17 protein-coding genes and 2 tRNA genes are annotated in these 17,765 nt (G+C 61.8%); 17 read left to right on the top strand and 2 right to left on the bottom strand.

Annotation, left to right across the window (positions count from 1 at the left end):
- The first annotated feature begins 9 nt into the window (after positions 1-9).
- The 6 genes from L598_RS01595 to L598_RS01570 all read left to right on the top strand — a co-directional run bounded on the left by L598_RS01595 (position 10) and on the right by L598_RS01570 (position 8,227).
- A complete protein-coding gene (locus tag L598_RS01595) occupies positions 10-3,447 on the top strand; it encodes an indolepyruvate ferredoxin oxidoreductase family protein (protein ID WP_144859419.1) in 3,438 nt (1,145 codons plus the stop codon).
- An 85-nt stretch (positions 3,448-3,532) separates the two neighbouring features.
- The gene (locus tag L598_RS01590; protein ID WP_144859416.1) at positions 3,533-4,192 is read left to right on the top strand and encodes an FCD domain-containing protein; all 660 of its coding nucleotides are present in this window, start codon (positions 3,533-3,535) and stop codon (positions 4,190-4,192) included.
- Between the two features lie 71 nt (positions 4,193-4,263).
- Positions 4,264-5,298, top strand: a complete 1,035-nt coding sequence (locus tag L598_RS01585; RefSeq protein ID WP_144859413.1) for an ABC transporter substrate-binding protein — start codon at positions 4,264-4,266, stop codon at positions 5,296-5,298.
- Between the two features lie 58 nt (positions 5,299-5,356).
- Positions 5,357-6,127, top strand: coding sequence for an ABC transporter ATP-binding protein (locus L598_RS01580; protein ID WP_144859411.1), 771 nt, complete (start codon positions 5,357-5,359; stop codon positions 6,125-6,127).
- A complete protein-coding gene (locus tag L598_RS01575; protein WP_144859408.1) occupies positions 6,117-6,959 on the top strand; it encodes an ABC transporter permease in 843 nt (280 codons plus the stop codon). The genes L598_RS01580 and L598_RS01575 overlap by 11 nt, the downstream gene beginning before the upstream one ends.
- The gene (locus tag L598_RS01570; protein WP_144859405.1) at positions 6,956-8,227 is read left to right on the top strand and encodes an FAD-dependent oxidoreductase; all 1,272 of its coding nucleotides are present in this window, start codon (positions 6,956-6,958) and stop codon (positions 8,225-8,227) included. Before L598_RS01575 ends, L598_RS01570 begins: the two co-directional genes overlap by 4 nt.
- Positions 8,228-8,707: 480 nt before the next feature.
- Here L598_RS01570 and L598_RS01565 read toward each other — a convergent pair.
- Positions 8,708-8,782, bottom strand: a tRNA-Thr gene (locus tag L598_RS01565).
- A gap of 169 nt (positions 8,783-8,951) precedes the next feature.
- On the opposite strand from L598_RS01565, the gene L598_RS01560 reads away from it, so the two are divergent.
- The 11 genes from L598_RS01560 to L598_RS01510 all read left to right on the top strand — a co-directional run bounded on the left by L598_RS01560 (position 8,952) and on the right by L598_RS01510 (position 16,895).
- Positions 8,952-9,155: a hypothetical protein gene (locus L598_RS01560; RefSeq protein ID WP_144859401.1), complete on the top strand. Its 204-nt coding sequence runs from the start codon at positions 8,952-8,954 to the stop codon at positions 9,153-9,155.
- Positions 9,156-9,286: 131 nt separating this feature from the next.
- Positions 9,287-10,576 carry a UDP-N-acetylglucosamine 1-carboxyvinyltransferase gene (gene murA / locus L598_RS01555; protein WP_144859398.1) on the top strand — a complete coding sequence of 430 codons (1,290 nt, stop codon included), beginning with the start codon at positions 9,287-9,289 and terminating at the stop codon, positions 10,574-10,576.
- Positions 10,577-10,666: 90 nt separating this feature from the next.
- Positions 10,667-11,101 (top strand): DUF2948 family protein, encoded by a 435-nt coding sequence (locus L598_RS01550; RefSeq protein WP_144859395.1) that lies wholly within the window; start codon positions 10,667-10,669, stop codon positions 11,099-11,101.
- 10 nt (positions 11,102-11,111) lie between these two features.
- Positions 11,112-12,404, top strand: coding sequence for a histidinol dehydrogenase (hisD, locus tag L598_RS01545; RefSeq protein WP_144859392.1), 1,293 nt, complete (start codon positions 11,112-11,114; stop codon positions 12,402-12,404).
- A 9-nt stretch (positions 12,405-12,413) separates the two neighbouring features.
- Entirely contained in the window at positions 12,414-12,899 is a 486-nt protein-coding gene (locus L598_RS01540) for a UPF0262 family protein (RefSeq protein WP_144859389.1), read from the top strand.
- A 3-nt stretch (positions 12,900-12,902) separates the two neighbouring features.
- Entirely contained in the window at positions 12,903-13,406 is a 504-nt protein-coding gene (locus L598_RS01535) for a low molecular weight phosphatase family protein (protein WP_144859386.1), read from the top strand.
- A gap of 86 nt (positions 13,407-13,492) precedes the next feature.
- Positions 13,493-13,711: a translation initiation factor IF-1 gene (gene infA, locus L598_RS01530; RefSeq protein WP_006200926.1), complete on the top strand. Its 219-nt coding sequence runs from the start codon at positions 13,493-13,495 to the stop codon at positions 13,709-13,711.
- Between the two features lie 44 nt (positions 13,712-13,755).
- Positions 13,756-14,385 (top strand): Maf-like protein, encoded by a 630-nt coding sequence (locus L598_RS01525; protein ID WP_144859383.1) that lies wholly within the window; start codon positions 13,756-13,758, stop codon positions 14,383-14,385.
- Positions 14,386-14,566: 181 nt separating this feature from the next.
- Positions 14,567-14,770: a DNA gyrase inhibitor YacG gene (yacG, locus tag L598_RS01520; RefSeq protein ID WP_144859380.1), complete on the top strand. Its 204-nt coding sequence runs from the start codon at positions 14,567-14,569 to the stop codon at positions 14,768-14,770.
- Between the two features lie 517 nt (positions 14,771-15,287).
- Positions 15,288-15,363: transfer RNA gene (locus L598_RS01515), tRNA-Phe, on the top strand.
- A 212-nt stretch (positions 15,364-15,575) separates the two neighbouring features.
- Positions 15,576-16,895 (top strand): integrase arm-type DNA-binding domain-containing protein, encoded by a 1,320-nt coding sequence (locus L598_RS01510; protein WP_144859377.1) that lies wholly within the window; start codon positions 15,576-15,578, stop codon positions 16,893-16,895.
- 350 nt (positions 16,896-17,245) lie between these two features.
- Here the strand turns inward: L598_RS01510 and L598_RS01505 are convergent, their stop codons facing one another.
- Positions 17,246-17,707 (bottom strand): VOC family protein, encoded by a 462-nt coding sequence (locus tag L598_RS01505; protein WP_144859617.1) that lies wholly within the window; start codon positions 17,705-17,707, stop codon positions 17,246-17,248.
- Between the last annotated feature and the right edge of the window lie 58 nt (positions 17,708-17,765).

Genomic DNA, 17,765 nt, shown 5'->3' with positions numbered 1-17,765 from the left:
GAGGCAGCCATGACAGCGCACAAGCCGCTTCGCGAACTCGCCCGCTACCAGCTTCAGGATCGCTACAGTCAACAAAAGGGCCGCGTCTTCATGACCGGCACACAGGCCCTCGTACGCATCGTGCTCGACCAGGCTCGCCGCGACCGCGCCGCGGGCCGGAATACCGCCGGCTTCATCTCCGGCTATCGCGGCTCGCCGCTGGGAGGGGTCGATCTGGAGCTTTGGCGTGCGGGAAAGCTGCTCAAGGAAAACCGCATCGAATTCCTGCCCGCCGTCAACGAGGATCTCGCGGCCACCGCCATGCTTGGCTCGCAGCAGGTCGAGAGCAATCCCGATCGCACCGTCGATGGCGTCTTCGGCCTCTGGTACGGCAAGGGGCCGGGCGTGGATCGCTCCGGCGACGCGCTGAAGCACGGCAACGCCTATGGCTCCTCACCCAATGGCGGCGTACTCGTCGTGGCTGGAGACGATCACGGCTGCGTATCGTCATCCATGCCGCACCAGTCGGACGTGGCCTTCATGGCCTGGTTCATGCCGACGCTCAATCCGGCGAGCGTTTCGGAATATCTGGAGTTCGGCGAATACGGCTATGCCCTTTCGCGCTTTTCCGGCATGTGGGTCGGCTTCAAGGCAATCTCCGAGACCGTGGAATCGGCCGCCTCTTTCGACCTGAAGGGGGATCGCATTTTCGCCAAGCCAGATTTCGCGCCGCCGCCCGGTGGGCTTCACTATCGATGGCCGGACCTTCCAGGCCCGCAGATCGAAGAGCGCATGGAGGCGAAGAAGCATGCGGTATTCGCCTTTGCCGAGGCCAATCCCATCGATCGCCATATCTACGATGTGAAGCATGCCCGCTTCGGCATCGTCACCACAGGCAAGGGCCATCTCGACCTGATGGAGGCGCTGCGCCTGCTCGGCGTCGGCGAGAAGGAATGCCGCCAGCTCGGCATCGACATCTACAAGATCGGCATGGTCTGGCCGCTGGCGCGACGCGATGCGCTGGACTTTGTGCGCGAGAAGGAAGAGGTCCTCGTCATCGAGGAGAAGCGCGGCATCATCGAGAGCCAGTTCAAGGAATATTTCTACGACTGGCCGGGCCATAAGCCTAGGCGCATGGTCGGCAAGAACGACGAGAACGGCGAGCGGCTGGTGCCCTGGACCGGTGAGCTTTCCCCGCGCCTGCTCGTGCCGATCGTGGCGAAGCGCCTGGAAGGCATCTTTCCCGGCATGGGCTTCATGGAAAAGGCAGCGGCCATCACGCAGGCCCCGGCCGTCTCCATCAATGTAGAGGGCGCGACCCGCACGCCCTATTTCTGTTCCGGCTGCCCGCACAATACCTCAACCAAGGTCCCGGAAGGATCGAAGGCACTCGCCGGCATCGGCTGTCATTTCATGGCAAGCTGGATGGATCGCGAAACGAGTTCGCTGATCCAGATGGGCGGAGAAGGCGTAAACTGGGCGGCCTCGTCGCGCTTCACCGGTAACGGCCATATCTTCCAGAATCTCGGCGAGGGAACCTGGTATCATTCCGGTTCGATGGCGATCCGCCAGGCAATCGCGGCCGGGACGAACATCACTTACAAGATCCTCTATAATGACGCCGTCGCCATGACCGGCGGACAGCCTGTGGACGGACCGGTAAGCGTTGCAGCGATCGCTCATTCGGTTCGGGCGGAAGGCGTGGAGCGGATCGCGCTGGTCTCGGATGATCCGGCCAAGTTCGACCCAAAAGACCTGCCGGTCGGCACCACCATCTATAACAGGCGCGAGATGGATGCCGTGCAGCGCGAGTTGCGCGAGGTGAAGGGTGTTTCGGTGCTCATCTACGAGCAGACTTGCGCGACGGAGAAGCGCCGGCGCCGCAAGCGCGGCACGATGGAGGACCCGAAGAAGTTCGTCGTCATAAACGAGCTCGTCTGCGAAGGCTGTGGCGATTGCTCGGTAGAATCGAATTGCCTTTCGGTCGAGCCTATCGAGACCGAATTCGGGCGTAAGCGGCGCATCAACCAATCCTCCTGCAACAAGGATTTCTCCTGCGTCAACGGCTTCTGCCCGAGCTTCGTCACCGTCGAGGGCGCGACACGGAAGAAACGCTCCGGCATGGAAGTCGATCTTGCAGCTCTCGCAGCCGAGCTACCCGATCCCGATCTACCGGAGCTCGACAAGCCCTACGATCTCCTGATCACCGGTGTCGGCGGCACCGGTGTCGTGACGGTCGGCGCATTGGTGACCATGGCTGCTCACCTGGAGGCCAAGGGGTCCTCGGTGCTCGATTTCACCGGCTTCGCGCAAAAATTCGGGCCGGTGCTTTCCTTCGTGCGGCTGGCCGCCAGCCCGCAGGAAATCAATCAGGTACGCATCGACCGCAACGCGGCAGATGCGCTGATCGGCTGCGACATCGTGGTTTCCTCCTCGCCCAAGGCTTCGGCCGCTTATCGGGAAGGGATGAGGGCTGCGCTCAATCTGGCGGAAATGCCGACCGGAGATGTCGTACGCATACGCGATGCCGGCCTTTCGGTCGAACGCAGGCTCGCGGCGATTTCGGATGCTGCCGGCAAGGGCAATGTGGCTTCCGTCGATGCCAATGCCCTTGCCGAAAAGCTGCTTGGCGATACTGTTTTTGCCAATGTGATGATGCTCGGCTTCGCCTGGCAGATGGGGCTGGTGCCGGTCTCGCTGGAAGCACTGCGGCAGGCAATCGAGCTGAACGGGGTGGCGGTGGAGGCCAATCATCGTGCCTTCCTGCTTGGCCGCGTCGCCTTCGCACACCCGGACCGCCTCGCCGGACTGCTGGGCTCGAAGCCGGAGCCGCGCCGGACGCTCGACCAGATCGTGACCCGTCGCGAAGCCTTCCTGACGGATTATCAGGACGCAGCCTATGCTGCCCGGTACAAGCGGCTGGTCGAGAAAGTCCGTATCGCGGAAGCGCCATTCGGTTCGGAGAAACTGACAGAAGCCGTCGCCCGCTCGCTCTTCAAGCTCATGGCCTACAAGGACGAGTATGAGGTCGCCCGCCTGCATATGGAAACTGGCTTCACGGAGCGCCTCAAGGAGGAGTTCGATGGCGAGTTCCGCATCGTGCACCATCTCGCACCACCCTTGCTTGCCTCCGGCCGCGATGCGAGGGGAATGCCCCTGAAACGCAGTTTCGGGCCATGGATCAGGATGCCTTTCCGAGTGCTTGCAAAGCTGAAGCGCCTGCGCGGCACGCCATTCGACCCCTTCGGCTACACTGCGGAGAGGCGGATGGAACGCGAACTGATCGGCTGGTTCGAAGAACAGGTGGAGAAGGCGTTGCCCAACCTTTCGGCGGACAGGCTGGACCTGCTGGCGGAAACCTTCCTGCTGCCGATGCAGATCCGTGGCTATGGGCCGGTGAAGGAGGAGGCTGCAAGGCGCATCCGCGCGGAATTCGACAGCCGGATGGCGGCGTTCGCCATAACTTAACGTCAGTACCCCCGGCATTGACTCCTGCCTTGCCGATGCACTAAGCGAAAAATATTGAAGATTTTTCGCCGCATTGGAGAAAAATTTGTTCGGGTTTGGCAAGGACGACAGTGCGACGGTGGTGCGCCTGCTGGCGGAGCAGGTTCGCCGTGATATCTCCTTTGGCATTCTTGCACCCGATACAAAGCTGAAAATCGAGGAGCTGCGCCAGCGTTACGGCGGCAGCGCGCATTCCCTGCGCGAGGCGCTGACGCTGCTTGCCAGCGACGGCCTTGTCGAAGCCAATGCGCAGCGCGGTTTCCGTGTGGCATCAGCGACGGCGGCCGATCTCGAGGATATCACCCGCCTGCGTGCCGAGATCGAATGCATCGGCCTGCGGTGGTCAATGGAGCATGGCGATGTTCGCTGGGAAGGCGAGGTCATGGCCGCCCTGCACACCCTTTCACGGGCTGAGGACAGATTGAGCGAGAATACCGAATCCTTGGCCCTCGAATGGGATGAGGCCAATCGCGAATTCCACGCCAAGCTGGTCGCGGTCTGCGGCTCGCCGCGACTGATTGCCATACAGAAGCGGCTGTTCGATCAGAGCCGGCGCTTCCGCCTTGCCGAATTGCGGGAAGGCCGGATCGATCTTGCTGCCGGCAGGAAGAAACATGAAGCAATCATGAGCGCCATCCTGGCGCATGACGCGGAGGGTGCCGTCCGGCACCTTTCCGACCACATTCTGGGTACGCTGAAAATTTAGGCGGCACGGAATCCGATACCCGCCGGAGAAACGCGGGAAGCAGGAAAAACCCAAGGAGCAGGGAGGACATCATGCTCAAGCTTACACGCAGGAAATTCGGAACGGTGGCGCTCGCCAGCACCGCGGCGGCAGTTGTCGGAGCGATGACGCTTTCGCCGGCAGTCGCCGCCGACAAGATCAATGTCGGCATCCTTTCGCTGGCTTCGCACTCGCCGAGCATCATCGCCGAGGAGCGGGGCTACTATGCCGAGCAGGGTCTGGAAGTGGAATTCGTCAGCTTTCAGGCAGCCCAGCCCATGGCCGTGGCGATCGCCTCGGGCGACGTCGATTTCGGCCTCACAGCCATTTCGGGTGGCCTGATCAGCCTCGCTGACAAGGGCGTCATCAAGGTGGTCGGCGGTGCGCTGCAGGAATATGACGATATCGAGGGCCAGAAGGTCATCGTATCCAAAAAGGCCCATGACGAGGGTGTGAAGACGCCGGCGGACCTCAAGGGCCGCACCTTCGGCATCACCACCACCGGTTCCTCCTTCCATTACATGGCGCACAAGATCGCTGACAAGGAAGGTTTTGACCGCGCCGAGATCAAGCTGAAGCCGCTGCAGAAGGTGCCCGCCGTGATCGCTGCCCTGAAGAGCGGCCAGATCGACGCCTGGTCCATCCAGCCCAACATCGCTGACAACCTGACCTCCGGTCCGGATGTAGTCGAGATCGGCAGCATCTCCGACTATATCCCGAATTATCAGGTCACGACCGTCTTCACTTCCACAGCCAACGCGACCGACAAGCAGGATCTGGTGAAGCGCTTCCTGGCTGCGCTCTCCAAGGGCATTGCCGACTACAATGCCGCCTTCGTCGACAAGACCATGAGCGAGGAGGACACGGCCGAACTGGTCAAGGCGATCCATAAATATCTCTACACCGACCAACCGCTGGAAAAGGCCGATCCGCAGATCCGTGCCGGCGCCATGCGTTTCAATGAGAACGCCCGCATGAATGTGGCGAGCATCGAAGACCAGCTCGAATGGTTCAAGTCGGAAGGTCTGGTGCCGGAAGGGGTGACCATGGACAAGCTCGTCGACACCAGCTTCGTCGAAACCTTCTGATCGGCCATCGGTGCTCCACCAGCCGGCGGGGCGCCGATTGCCCGCAAGGGGCTGCGAAATGGAACTCATCCTTCGCAACATCACCCATTCCTACGGCGAGACGGAGGTGCTGGAAGGCATCTCCTTCAACCTCAAGCATGGCGAGATCGTCTGCATCATCGGTCCGTCGGGGTGCGGAAAATCCACGCTGCTGCGTTTCATCGGTGGTCTGGAGCGTCCGGATTCGGGCGAGGTTCTGCTTGCCGGCGACCCGCCTTCCGGTTCGCTCAACCCGCTGACCTATATCTTCCAGGATTTCGCGCTTCTGCCCTGGCGCACGGTGGAGGGCAATGTAAGCCTGGTTCTGGAAGACCACGGCATTCGGGGAGAGCGCGCAAAGGCCATCATCGACGACGTGCTCGCCCGCACCAAGCTCAGTGATTTCCGCAAGGCGCTGCCGCGCCAGCTTTCCGGCGGCATGAAGCAGCGTGTGGCTATTGCCAGAGCGCTGAGCGTCAATCCGGCGGTTATGCTGATGGACGAGCCGCTTTCCGCCCTGGACAGCCAGACGCGTGAGCTTCTCATGGATGATCTGGTTGAATTGTGGACGCGCGAGCGCTTCTCCGCATGTTACGTCACCCATAATCTGGCCGAAGCTGTACGCCTCGGACACCGGATCATCGTCCTTTCGCGCCGGCCAGGACGCATCCGGGAAGTGGTCGAGATCGACATGCCGCTTTCCGAACGCCCCGACCGCATTGCCGAGTTGGACCGGCTGCAACGTCAGGTATGGCAGATAATGCGTGAAGAAGCGCGTCAGGCAGACCTGGAGATTGCCGATGTCGCATGACCTTGCTCATGGCGGCTCCCCGATACAGCGCCCGATCGATGCCGCCAATGCCCGCCCGGTGCCGTTCCGTGGTGGCGGCTTCCGCCACCGGAAGCTCGGCATCGTCTCGCCGATCGTTTTCGCCGTCATCATAGCTCTCTGGGAACTCGGTTCGCGCAGCGGGATCATCAGCGATATCGCCCTGCCGGCCCCGTCAGCGGCGCTTGCCGCGTTCATGGACCTCGTCCATACGGGCATGCTGTGGAAGCATCTCGGCGCCAGCCTTTATCGCCTTGTCCTCGGCTGGACGCTGGGAAGCCTGCTCGGGGTCGCCTTCGGACTTGCAATCGGACTTTTCTCGCTTGCCCGCGCCGGCCTGTTGCCGCTCGTCTCCGCGCTCTTTCCGATCCCCAAGATCGCGCTTCTGCCGCTCTTCATCATCTGGTTCGGCATCGGTGAAGGCTCCAAGGTGGCGACCATTCTCTTCGGCACCTTCTTTCCGACCGTGATCGCCACCTATGGCGGTGTCGACAATGTGGACCGCAATCTGATCCGCATGGGCCAGTCCTTCGGGCTTTCATGGCTTTCGATCGTGCGCAAGATCATCATTCCCGGTGCGCTGCCGGCGATCCTTTCCGGCTTCCGCATTTCGGCCTCCATCGCCATCGTGCTTCTAGTCGCCGCCGAGATGATCGGCGCCGAATTCGGCATCGGCTCCTATATTCTGATGGCAGGTTCGCTTTTCGCCCTGGATCAGCTTATCGCCGGCGTGGCCATCCTTTCCGTCATGGGCCTCATCATAAGCTGGGCCATCGGCCGGGCCGAACGCTATTTCCTGAATTGGCGCACATGAAGAGACGCATCGAAGCCGATTATGACGTGGTCGTTTGCGGAGGCGGCGCAGCCGGTATCGGAGCTGCGATCGGCGCGGCCAAAGCGGGAGCCCGCGTCTGTCTGGCCGAGAAATACGGCTTCCTCGGCGGAGCAGCGACCACATCGCAGGTGTTGGCCTATTGCGGCTTGTTCCAGCAAGGCAAAGAGCCGGTGCAGGCAGTGGGCGGCGTCGCACAGGAAGTTGTAGAGGAACTGCGAGCGCTCGGTCTTGACGGCAAGCCCTACCGGTCCGAGACAACCGGCAACTGGATCGTGCTTCTTGATCCCGAAGTCCTGAAATTCGCGTTCGACCGGCTGGTCACACGTTACGGCATCGATGTCGTGCTGCATACGCGCGTTGCGGCAGCGACCCGCACCGGCCGACGGCTCGAGGCCGTCACGCTGGCCGGCATGGACGGGCGGCGTCATGTAGTGGCGGAAGCTTTCGTCGATGCCAGCGGCGATGCAAACCTTGCCATGCTGGGCGGCGAAACCTATCGCGTCGGCGACTATGAAGGCAGGCTGCAGGCGCTGACCCTGCCCATCCGCATCGGGGGCATAGCGCCCGACCTCAGAATCGACCGCCAGCGCCTGCAGGAGGTCATCGCCCGTTATAACGAGGGCGGCGCCTATCCGATCCACCGCACAGACGGCGGCATCATCATCCGCCTGCCTGTGTCGCGCGACATGTGGTGGATGACAGTCGATCTCGACATCAAGGACCTGACGTCCGAAAGCTTCACCAGGGCCGAGATGGCCGGTCGCGCCATGGCGCATGAATATGTTGGGCTATTGAAGCGCGAAATGCCGGGCTTCGAGGATGCCTATCTCGTTGCCACCGGTCCGCAGGTCGGCATTCGCGAGACAAGACATCCGCAAGCCCGCCTGGAATTGACCGGAGCCGAAGTCGCTGCCGGACGACAGAGCAAAGAGGGCATCGCCCGTGCGGCATGGCCCGTGGAACTGCACGGCGAAGCTGGCAGGCCAATATATACCTCGATCGGTGGCGACGGCTATTTCCACGTACCCTACGATGCCATCCGTGCCGCCTCGCTAGACAATCTCTGGTATGGCGGCCGGGTGATTGGCGCCGACCCGGAGGCCTATGGGTCGATCCGCGTCATGGGCACGGCCTTCGCCACTGGCCAGGCGGCGGGCGTTGCCGCCGCCGACAGCGTCGACGGCAATCAGCGCATCGATATCGAAAGCGTCAGGTCACGTCTCGTGGAACAGGGCGCGATCCTGTAGCGCCATCACCTTCCTCCTTACTTTGATCGCCTTCGAGATGCGTTCGTGCAGCTGAAGAGCGATCACAAGGAACCAGCCATATCCTGATCCGACTTCATTTCGCCCTACCAAGGCGATATCGGATTGCTATGTGGAGTCTTTTTCTTCGCGTTTCGCTTGCCGGGGCAGCACTGCTTGCCGTTGTGGCCTGTACACGTACCTATGATGGGACGGTTGTTCCCAAATATCGGGTCAAAATGGTGCGGACGTCCGCCCTGCCAAGGATCGCGATTGCTCCGACGCCAGTAGAGCCGGCGAATGCGCAGCCGATCTATCGGTTTCCGGAACCTCCGCCGCCGCCACCGCCGCCCGCACTAGGCCCGCCGCCGAGGACTATTGCTCGAGCGCCGGCCGTGACGAAAAGAGAGGGTGCGCTCGCCTGCAGGCCGGCGGGCCGCCGAGGCGGCCGCGTGCACGTCGTCTGTCAGTGAATGATGAAACTGGTGCTGCGAGAGAGGATTGAACTCTCGACCTCTCCCTTACCAAGGGAGTGCTCTACCACTGAGCTACCGCAGCGCCGTCGGGATGCGGCGGACTTCTGCCACAAGGATCGCCGGAGCGCAAGCCGCGCAGTGACCGCTTTTGTCTTCTGTGGCAAAGTGCGCCGAACAAGCTGGAATGCTTGCGCCGGGCCGGGTGCGCGCGGCACAGATGCCAGCGGGGTCAACTGCAAAGGAGGGCTCAGATGGCGCCATCGCAAACCAAGGACAGGAGTGCAGACCAACGCAAGATGCGGCTTGCCGCCGAACTGCGTGCGAATCTGGCCCGCCGTAAGGCGCAGGCGCGTTCCCGTCGGGCCGGCGCTGCCGACGAAAGGCCGGAAGGTCTGCTGCGCGACGGCGAAACGGAACCTGGCAAAGCCGGAAAGAAGCCGGCGAACGAAGATTAGCAACAAAATCGCAACCGCTTATAGCCCATTCTGGAACGCATTTCCTTGAACCGGCCACATGCATCGTCTAGAGGGGCCGTCTGGATTGCCGCACCAAGAACCGGGCAATTCCCGGGAAAGTGATTTTTTACATGGACCGCATACGCATTTCCGGAGGGGCCAAGCTCAACGGCACGATACCGATCTCGGGGGCAAAAAACGCGGCATTGCCGCTGATGATTGCCTCCCTGCTGACGGACGACACACTGACGCTAGAGAATGTGCCGCATCTGGCCGATGTCGAGCTTCTGATCCGTATTCTGGGCAATCACGGCGTGGACTATTCAGTCAACGGCCGGCGGGAGAATCAGGAAAAAGGTTATTCGCGCACCATACATTTCACGGCCCACACCATCGTCGACACCACGGCGCCTTATGAACTCGTCTCCAAGATGCGCGCCAGTTTCTGGGTCATCGGCCCGCTGCTCGCCCGCATGCGCCAGGCGCGCGTCTCCCTGCCCGGCGGCTGCGCCATCGGCACACGGCCGGTCGACCTTTTCATCGATGGTCTGAGAGCACTCGGCGCGAATATCGACATCGAAAGCGGGTACGTGGTCGCCAAGGCTCCAAAGGGGCTCGTCGGAAACCGTTTCACCTTTCCCAAGGTTTCCGTCGGCGCCACCCATGTTCTGGTGATGGCCGCCTCGCTCGCCAAGGGCGAGACCGTGCTGGAGAATGCCGCCTGCGAGCCGGAAATCGTCAACCTGGCCGACTGCCTCAATCTGATGGGCGCCAGAATCACCGGCGCCGGCACGCCCACGATCCGGATTCAGGGCGTCGATTCGCTTTCCGGCGCACGCCATCGCGTCATTCCGGACCGTATCGAGACCGGCACCTATGCCATGGCCGTCGCCATGACCGGCGGCGATGTGCTGCTTGAGGGCGCGCGCTCCGACCTTCTCGAAACGGCCCTCGACGTCGTGCGCCGCACCGGCGCGGAGGTGACGCAGATCAATTCCGGCATTCGCGTGACGCGAAACGGCAATGGCATTGCGCCGGTCGACGTGACGACGGAGCCCTTCCCGGGGTTTCCAACCGACCTGCAAGCACAGTTCATGGGCCTGATGACCATGGCCAAGGGCAGGTCGCGCATCACGGAAACGATCTTCGAGAACCGCTTCATGCATGTTCAGGAGCTGGTGCGGCTGGGCGCAAAGATCTCCCTTTCAGGCCAGACGGCCATCGTGGAAGGCGTCCCGCAGCTCAAGGGCGCCCCTGTCATGGCGACGGACCTCAGAGCTTCAGTATCGCTCGTTATTGCCGGTCTTGCAGCAGAAGGGCAGACGGAGGTCAATCGCGTCTATCATCTCGACCGGGGATTCGAACGGCTGGAGGAGAAACTTTCCGGCTGCGGCGCGGTTATCGAGCGCGTCTCGGTCTGACCGGCTCTGGCCAGCGCTCTTTCGGTTGCGCAGCAAAGTGAGAGCGCCTAACAAGACGGGCAGGCAGATCGCGCAACCAGGGCTGGCCCGATGGATCTTCTGAAGCTTGCGGCTCTCGACGAGGAAGACCTCAAGATCATTTCCGCGCATGTGCAGGACGCCGTCATGAAAGCCGGCGACCTGGTCTTCCAGCCGCGGGAGAAACGCTTCGTAGGGGGCATGAATCGTTTCGTCTGGGAGAAGAAGCAGCAATTCTTCAATCGGTCGAACGAAAGACGGCGGAGCGTGCTGCATTTCGACCGCGTTCTTTCAGCGCAGGCGGCCGGCATCGACCGCGAAAAGCCTGACCATATCCTGTCGCTCCTGGCGCTGCGTTTCATACCCGGCGAAATGCCTGCCGGAACAATCGAACTGCTCTTTTCCGGCGGCGCGACGATCCGCCTGGACGTCGAATGCATAGAAGCGCGCCTGACCGACCTCGGCGCCGCGTGGGAAACAGCCTCGCGCCCGACGCATAAAGATTAAGGGCCAAGAAATGCCGATCAGACTTCTAGCATCAGAGGCCGGTTTCGAGGATCGCTTCGCCGCATTGTTGGCGATGAAACGTGAAGTCTCGGAGGATGTCGATGCAACGGTGCGTGACATCATCGCCCGTGTGCGCGCCGAAGGCGATGCCGCCCTCGCCGACTACTCGCTGCGTTTCGATCGCTGCGACCTCTCTCAACTGGGTTTGCAAGTGACGCGGCGTGAGATCGACGATGCCTATGCCACGGTGGACAAGAAGACGCTCGACGCGCTGAAACTCGCCCATGACCGCATAAAGGCGCATCACCAGCGGCAGAAGCCGCAAGACGACCGCTATATCGACGCCATCGGGGTCGAGCTCGGTTCGCGCTGGACCCCGCTCGGCGCGGTCGGTCTCTATGTTCCTGGCGGGACGGCGAGCTATCCGAGCTCGGTGCTGATGAATGCCGTACCGGCGCATGTTGCAGGCGTTGAACGGATTGCCATGGTGGTGCCGGCGCCGGAGGGCGTCATCAATCCGCTCGTGCTGGTGGCCGCCGATATTGCGGGTGTGACGGAAATATTCCGCGTCGGCGGTGCACAGGCCGTCGCCGCGCTTGCCTATGGTACCGAGACCATTCAACCCGTAGACAAGATCGTCGGCCCCGGCAATGCCTATGTGGCGGCCGCCAAGCGCCGGGTTTTCGGCCAGGTCGGGATAGACATGATTGCTGGTCCCTCGGAAGTGCTGGTCGTGGCCGATGCCGACAACGATCCCGGCTGGATTGCCGCCGATCTGCTTGCCCAGGCCGAGCACGACACCGCAGCGCAATCGATCCTCATAACCGACGATGAAACCTTCGCCAGGCGTGTCGAGGAGGCCGTCGAAAGGCAGTTGAAGCACCTGCCCCGGCGAGAGATTGCCGAGGCGAGTTGGCGCGATTTCGGTGCGATCATCGTCATGAAGCGGATCGTGGACGCCGTGCCTCTCGTCGACCGCATTGCGGCCGAGCATCTGGAGCTCGCCATTGAAGACGCAGAATCCTTCCTGTCACGCATTCGCAATGCCGGCGCCGTCTTTATCGGCCGCCATACGCCGGAAGTGATCGGTGACTATGTGGGGGGTTCGAACCATGTCCTGCCGACAGCCCGCTCGGCCCGTTTCTCTTCAGGCCTGTCCGTCCTGGACTTTGTCAAGCGGAGCTCGATCCTCAAGCTCGGCCCCGACCAGCTGAAGGCGCTGGCGCCCGCCGCGCTGGCTCTTGCGGAGGCGGAAGGGTTGGACGCGCACGGTCGATCGGTCGCCATAAGGCTCAATTTGTAGCGCCGCTTCATGCCCGAGGGACGTTCAGACAATGCGCGCCTCATCGATGTCGAACTCGACGAATCCATCGGCCGTTCGACACCGGATATCGAACACGAGCGCGCCGTCGCAATTTTCGATCTGGTGGAAGAGAACAGTTTCCGGCCAGTCGGCGATGAGCTGGGCGGCCCTTACAAGCTGAAGCTCTCGCTGGTCGATTCGCGGCTCGTCTTCGCCATTTCGCGCGAGGACGGAACCACGGTGGTGACGCACATTCTCTCGCTGACGCCGTTCCGCCGCATCGTGAAGGACTATTTCCTTATATGCGAGAGCTATTATCAAGCGATCCGATCGGCCACACCGAGCCAGATCGAAGCGATCGACATGGGCCGGCGGGGCCTCCACAATGAAGGCTCACAGACATTGATGGAACGGCTCAAAGGCAAGATCGAGGTCGATTTCGACACTGCCCGCAGGCTTTTCACATTGGTCTGCGTTCTTCATTGGCGGGGCTGAGGCATGAATCGCGGATTGTCGGACGAGGCTGCCCCGGATGTGCGGCCGGCACCAGCAGCGACCACTGCGCTTCCACGCTCGATCCTGTTTCTGTGCGGCATGAACGCCATACGCTCGCCCATGGCCGAGGTGCTTGCCCGGCAGCAACTGCCGAAATCCGTCTTTCTCGCTTCGGCGGGCGTGCGTGCCGGCGAACGCGATCCCTTCGTCGATGCTGTCCTGGCCGAGGTCAATCTCTCCCTGGGGGAGCACCACCCCAAGACACTCGAGGAGCTCGACGATGCCTATTTCGACCTCATCGTCACCCTGGCGCCGGAAGCACATCATGCCGCACTCGAGCTTACACGGCATATGGCAGTGGACGTGGAATACTGGCCGATGGCCGACCCGACCATGGTGACAGGCACGCGTGCGCAGATCCTTGCCGCCTATCGGGATGTGCGCGACCGGCTGGCTTCGCGGATCGCAGAGCGGTTCACATCCGCCAAGACCGGCAAAAGCGAATAAGTTTGTTCACAAAGGGGCGGCAATAGGCTAGGTTCCGCGCGGATTCCGGCCGGGGCCGGATATGTCTCTCAAACCGAAGGTATCGGATGCCGAAGGAAGAAGTCTTGGAGTTTCCAGGCGTGGTGACGGAATTGTTGCCCAACGCCATGTTCAGGGTCAAGCTCGAAAACGAACATGAAATCATCGCCCATACGGCAGGTCGCATGCGCAAGAACCGCATCCGCGTCCTGACGGGCGACAAGGTGCTGGTGGAAATGACCCCATACGACCTGACCAAGGGTCGCATCACCTATCGCTTCAAATAGCGTCACCCAGGGCGCCCGCCCTTGTTCACTCCGACAGGATACCGATGAGCGCTCCCCAGAAACTGGTGCTTGCCTCCGGCTCGCCACGGCGCATCGAGCTTCTGCAACAGGCCTGGATCGAGCCCGATCGGTTGCTGCCATCGGATGTCGACGAAACTCCCCTGAAGGCGGAGCATCCCCGCTCGCTTGCCAAGCGGCTCTCACGCAGCAAGGCGGAGAAGGCGCTTGAAAGATTGAAGGCCGAAGGGGAAGACAGTGCGGAAGCCTTTGTTCTCGCCGCCGACACGGTAGTGGCGGTCGGTCGGCGCATCCTGCCAAAGGCGGAAATGATCGAAGAAGCATCGAGTTGCCTGCGCCTGCTTTCGGGCCGGTCGCATCGCGTTTATACCGGCCTTTGCCTGGCGACACCGAAGGGAAAGCTGCGGCAGAAACTTGTCGAAAGCCGCGTGCGCTTCAAGCGCCTTTCGAGGGAGGAGATCGACGCCTATCTCGCCTCCGGCGAATGGCGTGACAAGGCCGGTGGTTACGGCATACAGGGGCTGGCCGGGACATTCGTCGTCAAGCTGGTCGGCTCTTACAGCAACATCGTGGGACTTCCGCTTTACGAAACTGTCGGCCTCCTTACGGCCGAAGGCTACAAAGTGCATCCCAACTGGCGCTCCGGTTCGCGTTAATGCATTGACCCGAAAGATTCGTGCAATTTTTGCCGGATCTGCGAGCAGACTTCGGTGCTAAAGCGCAGCCGCGCGCACAGCCAAAACTTGCCAGAGGAGCGGCTGCCCCTAAGATTCCAAGAGCTTGATCGGGTAAAGACAAAGAGGATCCACCAGGAAAGCCTGTTTCGATGCAAGAACGATGACACAGAACAACCACGAAAAGATAACGCCGTTGCGGCCTCGGCGCCCCTGCCCCGAATGCGGCAAACCCTCAGCGCGCGAGACCTATCCCTTTTGCTCCAAGCGCTGCAAGGACATCGACCTCAACCGTTGGCTSGCGGGGGTCTATGTGATTCCTGGTCCGCCTGCCGATGAGAATGGCGGAGAGAAGCCTCCGGAATAGTGCCTACCGGACAGCAAGACCCCGGCCGTACCCGTCGGTACGCCTCTCTGCCTCGGCGCTCTTTGTTTGATGAGAAACCAATTCCATCCGGACATCTTGATTCTGACCGTGTAGTCAGACCAGCGCATTGGATCAAAAGGCAGGAATCCCCTTTTGCGGCTGTCCGATACTGTTCGGGACGTGCACCCCTCCTGGAAGCCGGCGCTCCCGGCCGGCCTCCGCTTCGCCAAGTTGCTCGTCACGCACTGGCACATCAAACTTCTCGGGCCAAGGCGCCGGAGATAGGCGGCATCCCGTCTATTGAACTCGTCCCTTCTCCTTTGAGGCGGTGTGCTGACGCGGTCAGCCGGAGATCGGCAAAAAGGGCCACCTTCACAACGTGTTCAGAGACCTTGAAATCATCCCTTACAGTGCTGGACAGGCGCAATTCTCGTGCTATAACCCACGCGCTTTCCGGCGCCTGCCAACATCGCCGGCGAAGCTCGGGTGGGGCCCGCCGGCTGCATCCCTTTTCAAGGCCCAGGTAGCTCAGTTGGTAGAGCAGCGGACTGAAAATCCGCGTGTCGGTGGTTCGATTCCGCCCCTGGGCACCATCCCCTCTTCTCCCGACATTCCCTTCCACCGAAGCTGCTACGCCTTGCACCACATAACTTGCTGAATTCGCATTCTTTTCTCGGGCCGGCAGCGCATTCTGGCGTGTTCCGGCGGGCTCGGTCAAACTCGGTCAAAAAAGGCAGAGGGATGGCGTTTCAGTTGGTATCTGGCATCCTGATGGTATCGAAACCAGCCATGGGAGGTTCCGCAAATGGCTCTCTCCGACGTGAAATGCCGAAACGCCCGCCCCGCTCCCAAGCTTCGGAAGCTGTCCGATGGCGGGGGCCTTCAGCTGTGGGTGCAGCCCTCCGGATCACGGCTCTGGCGCCTCGCCTATCGGTTCGGCGGCAAGCAGAAGCTTCTGGCGCTGGGCAGCTATCCTCTCATTTCTCTCGCCGAGGCTCGTCAGGCGCGTGACGACGCCAAGCGCCTGCTCCTGGCCGGCATCGACCCCGCGGAGGAACGCAAGTTCCGCAAGGCCGGCCTGGCGAAGGACACCTTTCGTGAGATCGCGGAGGAATATGTCGGCAAGCTGAGGAAGGAGGGGCGCGCCGACGCGACGATAAGCAAGGTCAGATGGCTGCTCGACTTCGCCTATCCGGCGATCGGCGACAAATGCATCCGGGAGATCGATGCGGCGACGATCCTTGCCGCCCTTCGGAGCGTGGAGGCACGCGGCCGCTACGAATCGGCGAGGCGCCTACGCTCCACGATCGGCAGCGTCTTCCGATACGCCGTCGCGACCGCACGCGCCGATGCGGATCCGACATACGCGCTGAGGGACGCGCTCATCAGGCCAAAAGTCACGCCGCGGGCCGCGATTACCGATCCGGAGGCTCTGGGTGGCTTGCTGCGCGCGATCGACGTGTTCGACGGACTGCCGGCGACACGAGCTGGTCTGCAGCTGATGGCACTTCTATTCCCCCGGCCCGGCGAGCTGCGCATGGCCACGTGGAACGAGTTCGACTTCGAGAAATCGGTGTGGACCATCCCGGCCGCGCGCACGAAGATGCGGCGACCCCACCGGGTTCCGCTTTCGAGGCAGGCCGCCGGCGTACTGACCGAGCTCAGACAAATCTCCGGCTTCGGAACGCTGCTGTTTCCAAGCGTGCGGTCGATCAAGCGTCCGATTTCCGACAACACGCTCAACGCCGCCCTGCGTCGCATGGGCTACGGCAAGGAAGAAGTGACGGCACATGGCTTCCGGGCAACGGCATCAACCCTGCTGAACGAGTGCGGGAAGTGGCACCCGGACGCCATAGAGCGCCAACTGGCACACGTCGAGAGCAACGACGTTCGACGTGCCTATGCCCGCGCGGAGCACTGGGACGAGCGCGTCAGGATGATGCAATGGTGGGCGGATTACCTGGATGAGCTCAGGGACGAAACCGCAGACGGCGCCAGGAGAAGCGGTCCGCCCCAGCCCAAGGAAGGATCCAGGTTTTCCGATACCGATGAAGCTATCCGTCATCATCATAACAGTACGGACCGGCGATCCTCGCCATGGTCGCGACCGCCCACTGCCTCATAGGCCCGAGATAGCAACGGAGGATTGAATGTGAGCGGATCGGGCGGTGTGCCACAGTGGAAGTAGGCGATGAGTTGAACTCGACCCTTGAACATCGGCAGCCGGCGCCGTTCGGCCAGTGCCCCGGCTCTGGTGTGGACTTTTTTCCTGGAAGGCAGCGTTTGGGTCCGAACGTTTGGAAAGCGGCGTGTTGCTGATTGGCAGCCTGGGGGCCGAAACTCGCCCGTCCTTTGTTGTAACGAAGTTACCAACAGCAGCCGTTCCGTGACGACCTCGTTAACGCCCAAAGAACGCGCGGCGCCACCGACGCCGCAGATATCCAGTTGCATTCTTCTATCGGCTTGGGCACGGGATCAGCCCTGCGACGGCCTCCAGTCAGCCGATGGAATGACGTTGATCATCCAAGGGACCCCAAACCTGTCGATCAGAGAGCCGAAGCCGGGAGACCAGAAGGTCTCGCCGAATGGCATGACAGCCTTGCCGCCTTCGGAGAGTTGATCGAACCAGCGTTGGGCTTCGGCCTTGTCCTCGGTGTGCAGCGTGACGTCGAAACCATTCTTGGGTTTGTCGACGTTGGGTGCCCATCCGGTGTCCATGTCGGCGCCCATCAGTGCCTGGTCCCCCACATCGAGCCAGCAGTGCATCAGCCAGGTCTTGTACTTCTCATCCGTTATCGGCATACCGGGAGGCGCATCGCCGTAGGGCATGGCGGCGGTGATCTTTCCGCCCAGGACCTTGGCATAGTACTCGAATGCCTCGCGGCACTGGCCCTGGAAGCTCAGGCTGGTTGATCGGCCCCCACGGACGGGTCCAATTTGATTGTTAGTGCAATGATGGTCGCGGCGCCAGCGCGGGCGGCATTGCTGGTTGGGG

This window comes from Mesorhizobium sp. J18 (assembly GCF_007829525.1).
In the GTDB taxonomy this organism is placed as follows: Bacteria; Pseudomonadota; Alphaproteobacteria; order Rhizobiales; family Rhizobiaceae; genus VLJP01.
Note: the sequence above shows the minus strand (reverse complement) of the source record. Positions and strands in the feature narration are given on the sequence as shown.

Coding starts and splice junctions, on each gene's coding strand:
- L598_RS01595 (WP_144859419.1), top strand. CDS start 10: ATGACAGCGCACAAGCCGCTTCGCGAACTCGCCCGCTACCAGCTTCAG.
- L598_RS01585 (WP_144859413.1), top strand. CDS start 4,264: ATGCTCAAGCTTACACGCAGGAAATTCGGAACGGTGGCGCTCGCCAGC.
- L598_RS01580 (WP_144859411.1), top strand. CDS start 5,357: ATGGAACTCATCCTTCGCAACATCACCCATTCCTACGGCGAGACGGAG.
- L598_RS01575 (WP_144859408.1), top strand. CDS start 6,117: ATGTCGCATGACCTTGCTCATGGCGGCTCCCCGATACAGCGCCCGATC.
- L598_RS01570 (WP_144859405.1), top strand. CDS start 6,956: ATGAAGAGACGCATCGAAGCCGATTATGACGTGGTCGTTTGCGGAGGC.
- L598_RS01560 (WP_144859401.1), top strand. CDS start 8,952: ATGGCGCCATCGCAAACCAAGGACAGGAGTGCAGACCAACGCAAGATG.
- murA (WP_144859398.1), top strand. CDS start 9,287: ATGGACCGCATACGCATTTCCGGAGGGGCCAAGCTCAACGGCACGATA.
- L598_RS01550 (WP_144859395.1), top strand. CDS start 10,667: ATGGATCTTCTGAAGCTTGCGGCTCTCGACGAGGAAGACCTCAAGATC.
- hisD (WP_144859392.1), top strand. CDS start 11,112: ATGCCGATCAGACTTCTAGCATCAGAGGCCGGTTTCGAGGATCGCTTC.
- L598_RS01540 (WP_144859389.1), top strand. CDS start 12,414: ATGCCCGAGGGACGTTCAGACAATGCGCGCCTCATCGATGTCGAACTC.
- L598_RS01535 (WP_144859386.1), top strand. CDS start 12,903: ATGAATCGCGGATTGTCGGACGAGGCTGCCCCGGATGTGCGGCCGGCA.
- infA (WP_006200926.1), top strand. CDS start 13,493: ATGCCGAAGGAAGAAGTCTTGGAGTTTCCAGGCGTGGTGACGGAATTG.
- L598_RS01525 (WP_144859383.1), top strand. CDS start 13,756: ATGAGCGCTCCCCAGAAACTGGTGCTTGCCTCCGGCTCGCCACGGCGC.
- L598_RS01510 (WP_144859377.1), top strand. CDS start 15,576: ATGGCTCTCTCCGACGTGAAATGCCGAAACGCCCGCCCCGCTCCCAAG.